We start from the raw sequence: 16,418 nt of genomic DNA, 5'->3' as shown, positions 1-16,418 counted from the left end.
TCCCCTTTTACGTCATGTAGAAAGCAAGAAAACCAGAAACAGACCGCGCCATTACCCTTTGGAGCCCGTCAGCACCACCCCTTCCACAATGTAGCGTTGTGCGAAGAAATAAAGCAGCCCAATTGGAATGATGCTTATGAAAGCACCAGCAGCAAGCGCCGGGAAGTCCTGGCTTGTTTGTCCAATCAGCAGCTGCAGGCCAACACTCAGCGTGAACAGCTCATTATTTTTGATATACAGAAACGGTCCGAGAAAATCGAGCCAAGAGTTGACGAAAGCGAATATGATCGTCGTAATAATAATCGGCTTGGAGAGCGGCATAATGACTCTTGCATATACGGTCCAGCGATTGCCGCCATCGAGATAAGTCGCTTCATCAAGCTCCTGCGGAATCGTCAGAAAAAATTGCCGGAATAAAAAAATGTAATAAGCGCCTCCGAGCCAAGCCGGAACGATCAGCGGCAGCCACGTATCGATCCACCCCAGCTTCGCAAACAGCACATACGATGGAATCATCATAATAGAGGGCGGAATCATCAGCGTCAGCAGCACGATCGGAAAAAGCTTATCCCGGTATTTCGTCGCAAAACGTGAAAATCCATAAGCCACAATGGAGCTGGAAACGACAGCGCCCAAAGCGACGAAAAACGAAATCGCAAAGGAGTTTTGAATCCACTGCCACATCATGGGCTGGACGGCAAACAATCGCTCAAACGCCTCAAAGTTCATATGTTCCGGAAAAATAGTCGGCGGCACCTTGTACGTCTCCGCCTTCGTCTTCATCATGGTCGAGAGCAACCACACGAGAGGCCCTACAAATAACACCAACGCTACGAGCAGCAATACATATTTGGAGACCATCGCTGTAATGCTGCTTTTTTGCCCGCCATTCATATAGATCCCCCTATCTCTCTCCTTCGTAATACACGAAGCGATTCGATATTTTCATCAGCACAAAGGTGACGAGCGAGATCAGCGCAAATAAGAAAATCGATTGTGACATCGCCATGCTGAACTTCAAGTCGGTAAAGGCCGATTTGTAAATATTGTAGACAAATGTATAAGCTGCGTAGTTCGGACCGCCCTTGGAGAGCAGCAGCGCTTCTGTAAACATTTGAAAGTTGTACATCGTTTGAATAATGATAACGAACAAAATCGAAGGGCTGATCATCGGCAGCGTGATGGATAAAAATTTGCGAACACCAGCCGCCCCGTCGATTTCAGCCGCTTCATACAAATGCCTCGGCACGTTTTTGAGCGCCGCCAGAAAGATCAGCACTCCGCTTCCCGAAATCCACACTTGCAGCAAAATGATAACCGGCTTAATCGTATGCTCGCCGCCGATCCAATCGATTTTGTCGAAGCCGAGCAGGCCTAGCCCCAAATTCAAGATGCCGAATTCCGCATTGAAGACAAGCCGCCAAATAATGACGGTTGCCACAATCGGCACAAGCGTAGGCAAGTAATAGAAGGTACGGAACAAGGCAATGCCCTTCACATTAAAATTAAGCAGCATCGCCAGCACCAGCATGCCTGCCGTTACGATCGGCACACCGAAAACGACGAAATACATCGTGTTGAGCAAGCTTTTCAGAAAAATCGGATCATCGATCATATGAATAAAGTTATCGAATCCGACAAAGTTATAATTGACCGCGCCCGGCAGCTTCGCATCCGTAAAGGCGTAAAACACCGAGGTGCCGAATGGAATTAGGAAGAAGATCGTAAAACCAATGATCCACGGCATAATAAACAGGAAAAACAGCAATGTGTCATATTTTCGCAAGCTATTCATCATGACACCCCTTAGCCAGTAATTTCTTCTAGATAGACATACCGTTCTTCTACAATAGATTTTTCGGCAGCGAGCGCGATCAGCAGCGCATTACGTCCAACCTGCGCCGTCGCAAACGGCTGCTTGCCTTCCCTTACACATTTCAGGAAATCGATACGCTGCGTTTGGCCGCCTGTATGGCCGCCCATAATCGAATCCGACGTAACGTCAATGTCGAGATGATCCTTCGTCCAATCCTCGCCGCCGACGATATCAATCGTCTTGTCATTGCGCGCAACCATCTGTCCGCCATTGTCGCCAATTAAGCCGATTTCAAGTCCTTCGCCAAGCAAGTTTCTTGGCTTCAAATACATGCAAAGGCCGAGGTTCGCCTTGCTGCCGTTGTCATAATCAATCGTAATAAAGGCGTGATCGACGATCGACGTATCGGAAATATTTTTCGCTGGATAATGGCTGTAGGAATTGGTAATGATGTTCTCTTGTCCTTGCTTCATCACATGCTGGCCGCCGGAAGCAAATACGCGTACCGGATTCGCCTGAATCATCCAGTTGAAAATATCAAAGTGGTGGCAATCCTTCTCGACGATCGCACCACCCGACTTCGACTTGTCATAAAACCATTCGGTTGGCGGGAATGGATCACGGAACTCCTTGCACCACATTAGCTTCACATCGCCCAGACGCCCATTTTCCAGCTCCTTGGCCATCCGGCGGTACAAGTTGGAATAACGGTAAACGAGTCCGATTTGCAAAATGCGACCGGATTTTTCCGCTGCTTCAATAATGGCATCGCAATCTTCAATCGTGTGGGCAACCGGCTTCTCCAGAAACACATGCTTGCCTGCCTCCAGAAAAGCAACGGCGACCTCGCGGTGCAAATAGTTCGGAACGCTAATGACGACCGCATCCAAATCCTCTTTATGAAGCAGCTCACGGTAATCCGTCACAATAACCGGGCTGCTGTTCTTAAGCTCAGCAACGGTACGCGCTACGTTAGCTTCGTTCATATCACAGATATAACGAACATCACTATCCGGAAGCAAATCAAAACCGATGCAATGATGCGACCCCATATCGCCGACACCGATAAAAGCCATTCTAATGTTCCCCATGTCTACACACTCCGTTGTCATTAATTTAGCGGTATTCGTTATTCACCGCGTCTCATGTTAGGTTATCTAACAAAGTTTTGCTTCTGTTACGATAGTAAAACAGTTCGCCTATGTTGTCAATTAATTTTTGGCTAATTTTTCGCTATATTTGCGGCAAATAAATTGATATTCGCTAAAAACCTTGAATTAACTGAGTTTTCATCAGTTTTTCATAGTTATAAAACGCTTACAAGATACTGTTTGTCACACCTCTCTTTTCATCCCGTTAAGTATTTGCCGCAAATTTATTTCATTTGATATAGATTATTACATGGAATTGAAGTTTGTCAACTGCTTTATATTTAGGCAAATTTCATGTGGGAATTGGAAATTTTCTCTTGTTCTGTATGTTCGTATCGCCTATAATGCAACATATAACCGACTTCTGCATCATGAAAATCCCTCGAATTATTTGCCGCAAATTTTCAATTTTAAAAATCCATCATCTAGATGATCCCGCTTACAATGCTCTCATGAAGGTAACAAATTAAAGGCAGATTTGGACAAGCTTTGGACAAGCCGCTTTTCTGCTGAAGGGAGGTGATTTACCTGTAAAATGGAAGGATAGACGGCCATTCGTTCGCTTGAAGGTCCTAACGGGACAACCCTATACCCAAGGAGGTTTACCATGTTTAAAGCAGCCGGCAACAAAAAGCTATTGGTTCATTTATTTTTGATATTTGCGCTCATCTTCGCGATCTTTCAACCGATTGGCACCGTTCCGGGAGCACAAGCCGCTACCATTACGGTCGATGGCAATGTAAGCGATTGGAGCAGCATTAACGCGCTCGCTACAGGTACGGGAGCCGCTCAAAGCTTCAAAATGACAAACGATGGAACAAATCTTTATTTGCTCATTCAAGGCTCAGGCTTAAGCACGGCAACGGGCAGCTTTTGGCTGAATATCGACAACAATACCGCAACGGGCTATCAGGCATCAGGCTGGGGCGCTACTGGCATCGAATGGCTGCTGGAAAATGCCGGGTTATACCGCTATGCAGGAACCGGCAGCAACTGGAGCTGGAATGCCACTACCACCCTCTCCTCCTCCCAATTTTTCCGCAGCTCAACCGTTATTGAAGTCGCCATACCTCTGGCCACTTTACAGATCAGCGCTGGCAGCACCATTCAAGCTGGCTATATCGATAACAACTCCACAACCTCGCGGCTGCCTGCGGCAAGCCAGACGCTGCCCTCTTATTTGCTTACTTCCAGCGGCGGACCCAGCGACCCTGGCGGAGCGACAACGGTCGCATACCCGGTTGAGCTCGACAGCCCGCTTAATAACCCGTTTAAAGGCTGGGCTCCATCGGCTAAAACGACTGGCTACCCCCAGCAGCACAAGCTCGTTTATGCTGGGGTAACTTGGAAGGAGCTTGAATCGACGAAGGGAACGTATAATTTCGCTGCCATTGAAGCGACGAACAATTTTGCTCATTGGAACAGCCTAGGCGTAAAAGTTGTGCTGCGGTTTATTCTAGACAGCCCAACTGGCGCAGCGCACCGGGATATTCCCGATTGGCTTTATAATGAGATGGTCGCCCTCGGCCAATCTCCAGGCACCGCTTATAACGATACGACAGGCGGAATGGGCACCGGCAACAATATGGGCTTTTCGCCCAACTACAGCTCTGCTTATTTAATAGAGCGGCATAAGCTCGCTATTGAAGCGATCGCCGCCCGGTATAATACAAATGAACGTCCGGTCGCTTTTGTGCAAATTGGCTCGATTGGCCATTGGGCGGAATTTCACACATGGCCTTATGTAGGGCCAAATGGCGAAGCCAATTACACGGGCGCTTTCCCACCAAATGCGATTTCGAATCAATATGTGCAGCATTATATTGATGCCTTCGCCGGCAAAGAGGACAAAATGCAGGTGCTGATCAGACGCAGCATTGCGCTTGCCAAAACGAACAATAAAGGCATGGTAATGGGCATGTTTAACGATGTGTTCGGACATAAAGACAGCTTCGATGCGGATTGGGGCTGGTATACCGGCACGCAAAATGGCTACTGGGACGACATCGGCCAGCAGCAGCCTGCGCACGCTAACTTTTGGGAGACGCGCATTTCTGGCGGGGAATTTTATGGCGGAGCGTCCGGCATGACTGCCGCGCTCACTACGGGCAGCGGCTTTACGGAAACGCAACGCCAGACGGAGCTGAGCAAGCCAAGCTGGCTCGGTCCCAACTCGCCCGCTTCGCTCGCCGTAGGCAATACGCTGCAAAGCAATATAGACACCCTGAAAAAACGGATGGGCTATCATTTTGTCGTGAAGGAAATTTCGCATCCAGCTGCCATAACCGGAAGCTCGCTTGCGACAACGATCAAGGTAGAAAATAAAGGTGTCCAACACTTCCCATTCGGCTGGCCAGTCGAAATCCAGCTGCGCAGCGGCAATACGATCGTCGCGAAGAAGACGACAACCGTTGATTTGCGCACGTGGAAAACAGGCACTTATACGATTACCGATTCGATCCCCGTCACCGGACTTGCTGCGGGAACCTATGATATCGCCATTGCGATCATCAGCCCGCAAACGAATGCGCCGGGCGTCGACTTTGCAAATACGAACAGGCTCGCTGATGGGGCTTATAAGCTGAGTAGTGTGACGAAATAGTAGATGGATTGAGGAATGAAATGCGGTAATGAATGTTAAAACGGCTGTCGAGGATGCTCGACAGCCGTTTTTTTGTTTATTGGGTTCTAATTAAAGCAACATCATTGAAGCTTTCTTATTAAGCTTTATGCCCCCACATGGAAAGCGATCTCTAAACTATAGGAGCAATGGGCATCAAATTATCTATACCATACCGTCCACCAACGTGTGGAAGTGCTCAAGCTATCATCTATTTCCAAGAAACGGTATGTATAACCGTTATATTGAATAGTTGCACCAATAAAATCAGAGCGGGAATAATCTTTCTTAGGATACGGAAGCCCAATCATCGTACACGACGGACAATATGCTGCAGGAGCAATGACATTGGAGTTAGAATTAGTTACCGATTGGGCAGAGACAGGAATAGCAGAAATCATGCACAACATAATAACCATACCTAATAAAACTAACTTGCTCTTCTTCAAAATCACAACACACCTTTCAATAATATAAAATTTGAAATATTGGGATATATTTCAACATTAAGTATACTATTGAATGACAAAATAATTCATGAGTCTTCATGACTAAAAACATCTTTTTTCGTTTGTAAATTATTGTAGTTTTTTAAATTAAAATATTTCTGCTGATCAGGTCAGTCATTGAATTGCGTTTCATTCCACGCTCTCGCATGGAGAGCGACTAGCCCCGCCGAGTGCTGTATTACGCACCCCCGCAGTTTCAATCCACGCTCTCGCACGGAGAGCGACCAGCCGAGACGGTGACCAGGTTAATGCAACCTGGTTTCAATCCACGCTCTCGTACGGAGAGCGACCCGATGGCCCTATTGAGCATAGCCATCAGCTCATTTGTTTCAATCCACGCTCTCGTACGGAGAGCGACGCCAGAACCTGAACCAGAGTCAGAGCCGCAACCTGTTTCAATCCACGCTCTCGTACGGAGAGCGACCCGCGTTCCGCTCCTAGGCTCGACCGTTTTGCTGAGTTTCAATCCACGCTCTCGTACGGAGAGCGACGCGGGCGCATTAAAAAACGCGGATTCAAAACAAAGTTTCAATCCACGCTCTCGTACGGAGAGCGACGCTCGGCGTATCGTTCAAACGCAAGTACCTTGCCGGTTTCAATCCACGCTCTCGTACGGAGAGCGACCTTCTTTAGTCCATGACAAACGAGAATCCAGTTGGTTTCAATCCACGCTCTCGTACGGAGAGCGACTTCAGGCTTTTTACGGTATGCGATAATATCAGCGTGTTTCAATCCACGCTCTCGTACGGAGAGCGACATTCAGGCTTTTTACGGTATGCGATAATATCAGCGTGTTTCAATCCACGCTCTCGTACGGAGAGCGACGAGGTCTTCCATGGATACATAAGCCATCGTGTCTGTTTCAATCCACGCTCTCGTACGGAGAGCGACTGGACTAACACGCTGGAAAGGGCCACCGCCTAGAGTTTCAATCCACGCTCTCGTACGGAGAGCGACTTAAACAAGCTGTCCGCGCCGCTGCGAAGGTTACGTTTCAATCCACGCTCTCGTACGGAGAGCGACCTTTGACTGCCGCGCCGAACGCCTCCGCTACAGGGCGTTTCAATCCACGCTCTCGTACGGAGAGCGACAGCATACCATGAAAAGCCTTCACTAGCGCGGGAAAAATACATATTTTCCGCGAACCTTATCTACCCAGTCTAATCAATGAGCTAAAATAAATACTATTATTGCAACCCGCCATATAAAATACAGTGTGCGAACCTCCTAGGAAATTCATGGGCGCTTAAGGTTCGCACAGCAAAAATTTATTCAGTAATTTCGACTTAAATATATTGTTCTAAATCAATACACCTAATCTTTTCCCGTTTCATAATAAGTGTATCTTAACAACTAATCCACTATCAAAATCCCTTCAGGATCATAGCCTTCCTTGGCACCTACATGCTCCACACGCTTCTTCCAGTTGGCACCAAGCAAATAATAGCGCAGGCTATCAGTATTTTCATTAATTTCCTTAGATAGCTGATCTTTCAATTGCTTGAATTGCAGAGGGTCTACCATGCATTCAAAAACAGAGTTTTGAACACGCTGTCCGTAATTTAGGCAGCACTTCGCAACCTGTCGCAGCCGTCTTCGGCCTTCGGGCGTCGTCGTATTCACATCATACGTTACTAGAATCATCATTGGATTTACCCCCTACTTCCACAGAAATGGAGGATATTCCTCCAAGTCTCCTCGAATCGTCCTTGCCAATAACAATGCTTGGCTATAAGGAAGCAGACCAATTGGAATGACTTCATCCAAAAATGGGTGACGAATTTCTTCACGCTTTCTTTTTTGCCAAGCCGTAATCAGCTCTTTCTTTAAATCCGGCTTTAGCAACACTGCCCCGTTTTCTTTAATAGTAAAATCATTCGCTTGAATCTGCTTACGGTTGATAAGGGAAAGCACTAAACGATCTGCCATATAAGCCCGTAACTCTTCCATTAAATCCAACGCAAGGCTTGGTCTTCCTGGGCGATCACGATGGAGAAAGCCCGCCGCAGGATCAAGACCCACCGTTTCGAGTGCGGATTGAACTTCTAATCGAAGCAAGGTGTATGTATAAGACAATAGCGCATTAACACGATCAAGAGGAGGTCGACGATTACGCCCCCTCAAATAAAAACTTTCTTTATCTGCCAAAATCAACTCATTAAATGCCGAAAAATAGCGGCGTGCTGCTTCTCCTTCAATGCCTCGTATATCATCCAGCCTAGGAACAGTTAACACCTTATTTAGATACCTTTTTAAGAAATCAGCTTCTTTGTTCACTTTATCTGATGCAATATTTGATCCATGATCGCGTATAGCCCGATTTAATACTGTTCTTGAATTGGCGATTTTAGCAAAAATAAACCTCTTCGCATAAATGGCTGCTCCCTCACCGTCAGCCAGCCGATACTGTTTGCGTCTAAGCAGCACATTCCCAGTTGTCTTCCCATGTACACTTGCCATAAATTGCCCATTCTCTTGTAAAAACGATAAGGAGACTCCACGCTCTGCACACAGCTGCATCAAAGACGGACTTGCACCTGCATACCCCACAGTTACGATACTTTCCAAAATATGAATCGGCATTCGAAGAGGATCACGATCCTCCGCCTTGACGATTATATTTTCCCCTTCACGTGTTAAATAGCTGCTAGGTGAAGTAATGTATAACGTATTTAACAGTTTACGCATATACTGCTTCCTCCTTTCTTCGTTTAGCCCATCTCCTTGTCTAAATAGTGCTGGAGATATCCCCTGCTTTGCTTAGATTTTCGGGATAAGATCGCTGGCATGCATATATCCAATAGCGAGCAATTTTTGCATTTGGAGGAATAAACAGCTGGAAGCGTTAATCCTGCTAAAAATAATCCATGCATTTCTTCAAACAAAGCATAAACTCGCCGCCTTAAGCCTTCAGTTAGGGTAACGCTAACCCTTCTGCCGCGCTCACCATAATACAATGCTCCTTCCGTTAGTTGGACACCGAACATCTCTTCAAGCGCCATTGCCTGGGCACATAGTTGTACTTCGTCCCAATCTCCGCTTTTTGGTTTACCGCGCTTGTACTCTACCGGAAAAGGACGCCATAGCCCTTCCCGGCCCGGAAGAGCAATGGCGTCTCTTTCTCCTATAATGCTACTGCTTCTAGAACTTACTACTGCATGGAATTCAACCACATCCGCTTTACCATAAAACCCAATCGAATAACAAACGAGTGGCAGAGCCCTTGAGATGAGCACATCGCCGCGCGTTTCACTAAAGTAAGGATCATCCGCCCGGCCGTGCATTTGTTGACCTTCGTAAGTAAGAACATTTTCGCTCCACTGCTGCTCGATGTGAATAAGACTCCACTGACGCTTGCAGAACGCATAATGCTGAACACCAGATAGCATCAGCAAATCATCTTCCTGATAGAGTAACTTCTTTGCCATTGCCCGCCCCCTCTTATTCGCCTACCATTCTAGTATTTTGATACCTTCAGGCAAATCATCCCTATTAATCGTAATCTCATATTCTTTGAAAGAACGAATCGGCTCTACTGGCAGACTCTGGTCTCTCACACGAATAGCATCAACACGTTCCAACAATTGGTGAGCGGGAGCATTACCAAGCCTTGTCTCATGCTGGAAAGCAACAAGTTTTCGAACCGTCATTTGTCCCCGTGATGCTGAGCGATCATGCTCAAACATATGAAGCAGAGCTTCCCATAACAATTCCAAATCATTGTTCGTAAATCCCGTCTTTTCTGCCAAATAACCCGAAATATACCCATCCATACGGTAGAGACCATATGGAACTATGTGTTTACGTCCCATTTCTCTTTCTTTAGCAGCTCCTTCTTGCGTTACTGCCTGACGAGTAATTGTTAGCTCCTGAGGAAAAATAGGATCAATGCTCCGGGCAAACGTAAACTGAATCGGCCCACGCACCTGTCCACAATTCACCTTCGTTGTCATAACTGCACCAAAGGTACGAATATCAAAGAAATTATCACACATCCAACGTGTTAATTGACGTGATTGTTCCTGACTTTTAGGTTTCAATTCCTTAGTATCAGCATCATCTGGTCGAATCGCTCGATATGCGCGGCGTTGCTGCTCATTAAGCACTGCGCCCTCTGTCACATAAATGTTAAAGCCTTCTTCCCCTTCCCTAGTCAGCTCAATATAATTGCGGACTTTTCGTTTAATACATACATCAGTCACAATACCATGACCTGTCTCTGGATCGGTACGCGGCATATTTCCTGCATCAGGATCACCATTGGGGTTACCATTTGTTACATCAAAAAAAATGGAGAAATCATATCTTTGAGCTAACGCACTATTTTGCCCGACTTTTTCCAATTCCGCTTGTTCAATTGCCATTTTCAATCATCGCCTCTCAAATCGTATTTTCAAAACATAGAGATGGATTATTATCAATTAAGCTTCTTCGCTATTAGATAACTGTTGATGGTCTTTTTCTTGTATTGATATTGGTTCTGCTAACTGCTTTTTGCTGGTAAACAATTGTTGTTTTTGATGATAGTAACCAAGAATGAATAAACCCTGCTCTTGTTGATTTAAAGTTGTTGGGATAGGATATATTCCTTTTAAGATGGTCTGGTAAAGAATATCGTAGGTTACCGCCAAGCCACCGTTCCCATTGGAACGCATTTTTTTCATATGATGATTAGTCAAATTTTTGAATAAAAAAGTAAATACAGCTAGCGGTCTAGTAGCGGCCGATGCAAAATATTTATCCTTAATGGTTGCATTCAACTTATTATCTCCTACCGATTCGATCTGCACCTTCTCCAACACAGCAAATACTCTTCCCAGACGATAACCGACATCTTGACTTTCTTCATTTATACTCACAGATAAAGCCCCCTCTAATTGCAAATTATTATTCAGGCGAGCATATCTGCTCCAGTAAGCTTTAATAATGGCGACACGCAACTGATTGACAATTCCATCCACACGAATGCGATTAACAATGCTCATATAAAGTGCGTGTGGATAAGCGTTTCCCTGCACGATTGCACGCAGAACTGCTCCCCCTAGTCCAGGCGGCGGACCTTCCCCTACCTTTTTGCCTTCGCTGCTTACACGCCTAGTTTCTTCCATTATACGGTAAATAGAAGGAGTCTCAGCCCGGTAATCTTTTAAACCCACTATGTCCATATCTGTACTGTGCGCATTTATGTTTTCTAACATTTGTCCAAAATGTCCTTGCCAGAACATCCGTACTGAAATTCTTGCCATATTTGGAGAAAGTCCAAGAATGTAAAACGGTGTCTCTTTAATCGACAACATATTTTCCGTTAGTTTTTTTCCTTGCTGAACGCGCTTTATAACATCCATAATCTGATCTGTTGCTTTATTTTCCAATGCTATAGTGCGATTCTGAGTAAAAGCATTCACAACAATTCTCTCCATATCTTCTCCAAACGGAGAAGCACCAGCCCAGAACACGACCGTCATATCGCCAATGCCTGTAATGGTATTCGTATCCGATTCCAACATATGATTCAGAGCTGTCGTGTAGCCGAAAGCCGCAGTTTTGCTGACAGGCGCATTAAAGCTTTGTTTTTTTCCGTAAGACAGGAAAGAATCAACATTGAAGGAAACAAGCGCCGCTCCAGATGACTGCGCCCCGCGAACGCCTTTAATTTTAATTTCATGCGTTTGGGCAATCGGCTCCCCCTCTTTACCCGTAATCAGACATTGCCCGATAAGCTCGGAGCTTGCTTTCTCACTTTCCATATAACGAATCCAACACGTTTTTATCGCTTCACGTTCATGAAGATATCCATCAGCATCTTCATCAAGTCGAAATACCATGTTGCAATCCAGCCCTTTATCTAAATCAGCAATAAAATTTTGGAGCTTTGGATGCTCACGTACTGTTTCTATATTCCAATGGGAGAAAAAAGCAAGAATGGCCTTGGCTCCACTGTCCTCCAAATTTTGCAAAATATTATGATGAAGCTCTACGCAAGCCTCGTACTTTCTACGTGCATCTACTACCTTCTTAGCATCTGTTGCCGAAGCATTTGCAACATCCGATATAGTATGGTAGCCTAACAAATATTCTGGCTTGTCCGAGAGAAAGAACGGCTTAATGCCGCTGCTTCTGCTGCCTTGTTCGGGAATATTTATAGCTGATGCTTTCCTTCTCTTCCCGTCCACTTCACGCATATCCACTATATTTAACAATTCACCTGTAGCTGAAATGACTAACACAAAAGAGATTTTCCCCATGCTGCTATACATAGGACTTATCTTCGATTTAGGATTTCTGACAAGCTGCTCATAACGTTCATATAGAGCTTGAATGATCATAGAAGCAGCTCACCTCCTCCTTTCGATCTGGGAACTTCTATCACGCCGCAACGCATATTCGCTCGAAAAAAATGCGGGGTCATCTCATTGTTAAAATCAATGTCCCGCAACATCCAGCCTAGGTCCTTCTCTGCTACATCTGTATATGCATAGGAATGGAGGGTTTCATCTACTTCTACTAGTTCGAAACTCGCTGGAAATTCACGGCAACCCAAATAAGGCTGCTGAAAACACTGCCCTTTACGAGCTCTGCGAAGAAAAATATTATAATGCTTCTCCGGAGAATCCTCGGTTCCCGCTGCATCCGTCATTTCAAAATGGGCCTCTATTACATAGGCTACTTGTTTTAGCATAAGTGTAGCACGCTGCTGCCGTTCCTCCGTTACGATTTGCGCAAGCGTTATCGGTTTGCCATCCATAGCCTGTTGAACATTACGAGCGGAGATGACACCTTCCACTTCATTTCTGCGAATCGTTTCAAACTGAATGGGCTTCAATACATGAATACGATCAATGACCCAACGAATGGCAGGCTTCCAATGTATACTTTCCAGTATCCCTCGTGCTGCCGAAGGAGTAATGACATCATAGCTTACGCGCTCTGCCTTCATCTCTGGTCTTGTAAAACAAGCGTAATCTCCCCATACTCTTAAGCGAATACCATATCCCATAGTAAACCCTCCTCTCTTAAAAAATATAAATTTCATCCTCATGGAATTGCTGAGAATATGGAATTACACCAAGTTTATCGTCATACCATTTAGCGGGGTTTTTAAGTACCCAGACCCCATCTCGCACTTGCTCGATTTCTCCTGCCTTTTGAAATGCATTGAACTCATCCGGATAAAGCTGAACAACATAGGGCTGGAGCTGCCTCAATATTCCAGTCATTGGAAAAGCGTATGGCAGTTGATTAATAAGCTTCCAAGCCTTACTGTTATTCCGCCCTCCCTGTTTATTCCCATGTTCATCTATATAAACCCCATCTTCTAAAGCATTATCCTTTTTCTCATCTCTCTCATTCGGTCTTTCATAAGGCACAATTATAGCCTTAGCAGCCGTATCAATAAGCTGAAATCGCTGGGCAATTTCTCGAAACGGAAACTCCAGCAAAGCACCCCTCCGCTCTATTAATTCTAATATCCCCTTCGAATCTGTTTTATCCACTTTGCCACTGCTTTGATAGAAATACAGCTCGTTAAAATATTTCCGCACTGCCTCCAAAGATAAGGGGTCATCTTTGTATTTCTCCAATACAGAACGTGTAACTTCTGCTGTTGCGCTGAACCACCCCGGTGGTAATCCATATTCCGTTTCAAAAACATAGGTATATCCAACAGGAGCTTTACCGTTGCGATTACAGCGTCCTGCTGCTTGAGCAATAGAATCCAGACCTGCTATTTCCCTGTATACCGCAGGAAAATCAATATCTACACCAGCCTCAATAAGCTGCGTACTAATAACGGTACAAGGTAGATTTTCTTTTTTTAATCGTTCACGTATAAGTGCTAGGATATCTGTCCGGTGGAGCGGACACATTCGAGCACTTAGATGAAAAATTCCCTCTTTCATTACATCTTCACTACTACGCTTGAGACACTGTGCATAGATTTCCCGCGCTATTTTACGTGTATTCACAATACACAGCACCTGTTTATGAGAAGCAAGTTGTTCATCGATCTGATTCAAACTTAACGTTCCGACTTGCTTTATGCACACGCGTTTGAACTGCTCGAACCTCAAGGGCACATCATCTGTTAACTCTTCTAATTCAATAGGCCCATGAAACAGCTTCGCTATTTCCGGTTGCGTTGCTGTACACAGCAATACCGTTGCCCCATAGTTATGCGTTAACTCCTGCAAAGCATAAAGTGAAGGTTTGAACAAACCGCCATTCATGAGTTGCGCTTCATCTAAAATAATGATGCTATTCGCTAAATTATGCAGCTTGCGGCAGCTTCCACGCTTATTTGCAAACAAAGATTCAAAAAACTGCACATTAGTAGTTACAATAATAGGATAATCCCAATTTTCCTCCGCGAGTTGAAGCTTCTCTTTCAAATCAATGCTACCATCCTCGTTGTCTTGTTTCTTCTCATGCTGAACGTTAGAATGATGTTCCAGCACATTTTCATCACCTAGAACTTCTCTGAATATTCGCGCATTTTGTTCGATAATGCTTGTATATGGAATTACGTAAATAATTCTTCTTATAGCCTGATCGTCATTAGTTGTATGGTGAATGGCATGACGAAGTGCATATCCGAGGGAAATAAGCGTCTTGCCACTTCCAGTAGGTAGAGTAAGTGTCTTCATTCCTCTTGGGCTTTGCGCCCTAGTTATGCAGTGAGTTAGCAATTCTGAACGATTATAATTAATTGATGACTCAGGATCACCAAACTCATCTTGTATGTAAGTTTCAAATTTCTTAAACAGCTCTGGAAAATCTGCTATTTTTCCTCGTTTGGCACTCTGCTTCTTATTCGAGAAAGCCTCAGAATTAAGCGAGTCCGCATCAATTAAACAAGAGAAAATCATTCTTGTGAAAAAAGCGAGTTGAAATTCCGGCGATATTCCTGGCTTCAGAGAGAGCGAAAGTTTATCTAGGCCGAGCTGCTGTGGCAGCTCATTAAAGGCCGCTTCTTGATAAGGCTCCACCTCTTTTTTTAGCCTATTAAGCAGTGTCGACTGTTCACCGGCATCTGTACCGCAATCCGGAAGGCCAGCATGGTGCCCTGCTATGATATAAGCCAACAACAAGGCGTAATCGCCCTTTTCACGTTCCATCATATGCTGTGCTCCTGCTGTTGCGTGATCCACGGCTATTTGAGAATCATCCAGCCTAAGTTGAAATTTCTTCGAATACTTGCCTAAATCATGTAGGATTCCAGCTGCTTTCCCCCAATCTCTTGCACCAAAAGCGGCCGCAAAATGTCCAGCTAGCTCTGCTACCTCTTGAAGATGAACTATAAGCAGCTGCCACGTTGCTTTATCATCTGATTTTGTTCGATGCGCATAGTACAGAAGAATCACCTCGACATTTTTCACTGAGACCTATATACCATTGCTTTCCATAAGTGTACGAGGTAACCTATTGGTTGTAAAGACATTTTTTACCTAAAATACTATTTTAAAAGTCATCCTGGATCAATTAAAGGATGTGGATTGAAACCCTATTTTAAAGATTCCGTTTGGCGCTCCCCGTGAGGGGAGCATAACCTCTCTTACATTCATGATGCTAACTCCCTATTGTCCAACGTAACCCCAAAACTTCAATTTTGTTTAAATAAAGGCCGTAATCCACAGAGCTCTTATCTGGCGGATTACGGCCTTTTTGGCTAAAAAAATCTGATTGTCCAAAATCCAATGCTGAATATTCGGGAGTACTTGTACCTCAGCCGTGAAATTCTATCGTCGATCTTTCTGTCGTTAGTACAAGTAAACGCTTGCATATAATCGCCCCCTCGAAATCAAGCCTTAAACATTATTATGAAAAAGACGAAGAGGTTATTCCTATGCAATGAATAAAAACAAACTTAGACTACATACAAAATTTTTAAAATAGGGAACCATGAAAAAAACATCAAACCACTATATAGATGTAACAGTTTATCAGGGCATCCATGCAGTTGTACGACTTTTAAAATAAGTTGTCAAATGGAGACCAGCCTTATAGTTCAATCATTTTAAGAGATGCCTGAAAATTTCCAAAACTTTCATACGGAGAGCGACCAGAACTTACCTTCATATACCAACTGGTTCCTTCCGTTTCAATCCACGCTCTCGCACGGAGAGCGACCTATCGGTGTAGCCGCTTATATGTGGTGGCGTAAATGTTTCAATCCACGCTCTCGCACGGAGAGCGACGATACTTGCTAAATAGATTGTTGTTAGACTAAAAAGTAGACACGTAGAACCGAGAATCGGATAAAATAGACCTATCCAAATTCGAGGTGAACGAAGTGACAAAGAAACATTATGATCAAGCCTTTAAAA

12 protein-coding genes and 1 CRISPR repeat array are annotated in these 16,418 nt (G+C 44.7%); of the genes, 1 reads left to right on the top strand and 11 read right to left on the bottom strand.

What is annotated here, in order from left to right; all coding sequences use genetic code 11:
• Window positions 1-51: 51 nt before the first annotated feature.
• The 3 genes from AC50X8_RS16725 to AC50X8_RS16715 are packed head-to-tail and all read right to left on the bottom strand — an operon-like array spanning window position 52 to window position 2,907.
• The gene (locus AC50X8_RS16725; RefSeq protein WP_494880503.1) at window positions 52-894 is read right to left on the bottom strand and encodes a carbohydrate ABC transporter permease; all 843 of its coding nucleotides are present in this window, start codon (window positions 892-894) and stop codon (window positions 52-54) included.
• A gap of 10 nt (window positions 895-904) precedes the next feature.
• On the bottom strand, window positions 905-1,795 hold the full coding sequence (locus AC50X8_RS16720) for a carbohydrate ABC transporter permease (protein WP_494880501.1): 891 nt from the start codon (window positions 1,793-1,795) through the stop codon (window positions 905-907).
• 11 nt (window positions 1,796-1,806) lie between these two features.
• Entirely contained in the window at window positions 1,807-2,907 is a 1,101-nt protein-coding gene (locus tag AC50X8_RS16715) for a Gfo/Idh/MocA family protein (protein WP_494880499.1), read from the bottom strand.
• A 667-nt stretch (window positions 2,908-3,574) separates the two neighbouring features.
• Here AC50X8_RS16715 and AC50X8_RS16710 point away from each other — a divergent pair.
• The gene (locus AC50X8_RS16710) at window positions 3,575-5,569 is read left to right on the top strand and encodes a DUF4832 domain-containing protein (protein WP_494880494.1); all 1,995 of its coding nucleotides are present in this window, start codon (window positions 3,575-3,577) and stop codon (window positions 5,567-5,569) included.
• Window positions 5,570-5,748: 179 nt separating this feature from the next.
• On the opposite strand, the gene AC50X8_RS16705 is transcribed toward AC50X8_RS16710, so the two are convergent.
• From AC50X8_RS16705 to cas3, 8 genes are all read right to left on the bottom strand, one after another.
• Window positions 5,749-6,036 (bottom strand): hypothetical protein, encoded by a 288-nt coding sequence (locus AC50X8_RS16705; RefSeq protein WP_155973525.1) that lies wholly within the window; start codon window positions 6,034-6,036, stop codon window positions 5,749-5,751.
• Window positions 6,037-6,222: 186 nt separating this feature from the next.
• Window positions 6,223-7,187: direct repeats of the CRISPR family, unit length 32 nt; unit sequence GTTTCAATCCACGCTCTCGTACGGAGAGCGAC.
• Window positions 7,188-7,449: 262 nt separating this feature from the next.
• Entirely contained in the window at window positions 7,450-7,743 is a 294-nt protein-coding gene (gene cas2 / locus AC50X8_RS16700; protein WP_056042040.1) for a CRISPR-associated endonuclease Cas2, read from the bottom strand.
• A 12-nt stretch (window positions 7,744-7,755) separates the two neighbouring features.
• Window positions 7,756-8,784, bottom strand: coding sequence for a type I-C CRISPR-associated endonuclease Cas1c (gene cas1c / locus AC50X8_RS16695; protein WP_056042041.1), 1,029 nt, complete (start codon window positions 8,782-8,784; stop codon window positions 7,756-7,758).
• A gap of 23 nt (window positions 8,785-8,807) precedes the next feature.
• Complete coding sequence (cas4, locus tag AC50X8_RS16690; protein WP_056042043.1) at window positions 8,808-9,524, bottom strand: CRISPR-associated protein Cas4; 717 nt, start codon at window positions 9,522-9,524, stop codon at window positions 8,808-8,810.
• Between the two features lie 21 nt (window positions 9,525-9,545).
• Entirely contained in the window at window positions 9,546-10,460 is a 915-nt protein-coding gene (cas7c, locus tag AC50X8_RS16685; protein WP_056042045.1) for a type I-C CRISPR-associated protein Cas7/Csd2, read from the bottom strand.
• A gap of 57 nt (window positions 10,461-10,517) precedes the next feature.
• Window positions 10,518-12,422 carry a type I-C CRISPR-associated protein Cas8c/Csd1 gene (gene cas8c, locus AC50X8_RS16680; protein WP_056042046.1) on the bottom strand — a complete coding sequence of 635 codons (1,905 nt, stop codon included), beginning with the start codon at window positions 12,420-12,422 and terminating at the stop codon, window positions 10,518-10,520.
• The gene (gene cas5c / locus AC50X8_RS16675) at window positions 12,419-13,093 is read right to left on the bottom strand and encodes a type I-C CRISPR-associated protein Cas5c (protein ID WP_494862141.1); all 675 of its coding nucleotides are present in this window, start codon (window positions 13,091-13,093) and stop codon (window positions 12,419-12,421) included. Before cas5c ends, cas8c begins: the two co-directional genes overlap by 4 nt.
• A 16-nt stretch (window positions 13,094-13,109) precedes the next feature.
• Window positions 13,110-15,470 (bottom strand): CRISPR-associated helicase Cas3', encoded by a 2,361-nt coding sequence (cas3, locus tag AC50X8_RS16670; RefSeq protein ID WP_494880491.1) that lies wholly within the window; start codon window positions 15,468-15,470, stop codon window positions 13,110-13,112.
• Window positions 15,471-16,418 lie beyond the last annotated feature (948 nt).

It is taken from the genome of Paenibacillus sp. JT22N15, from assembly GCF_059383755.1.
The sequence above is the reverse complement of the archived record's forward strand: the minus strand, read 5'-3'. Positions and strand labels throughout refer to the sequence as shown.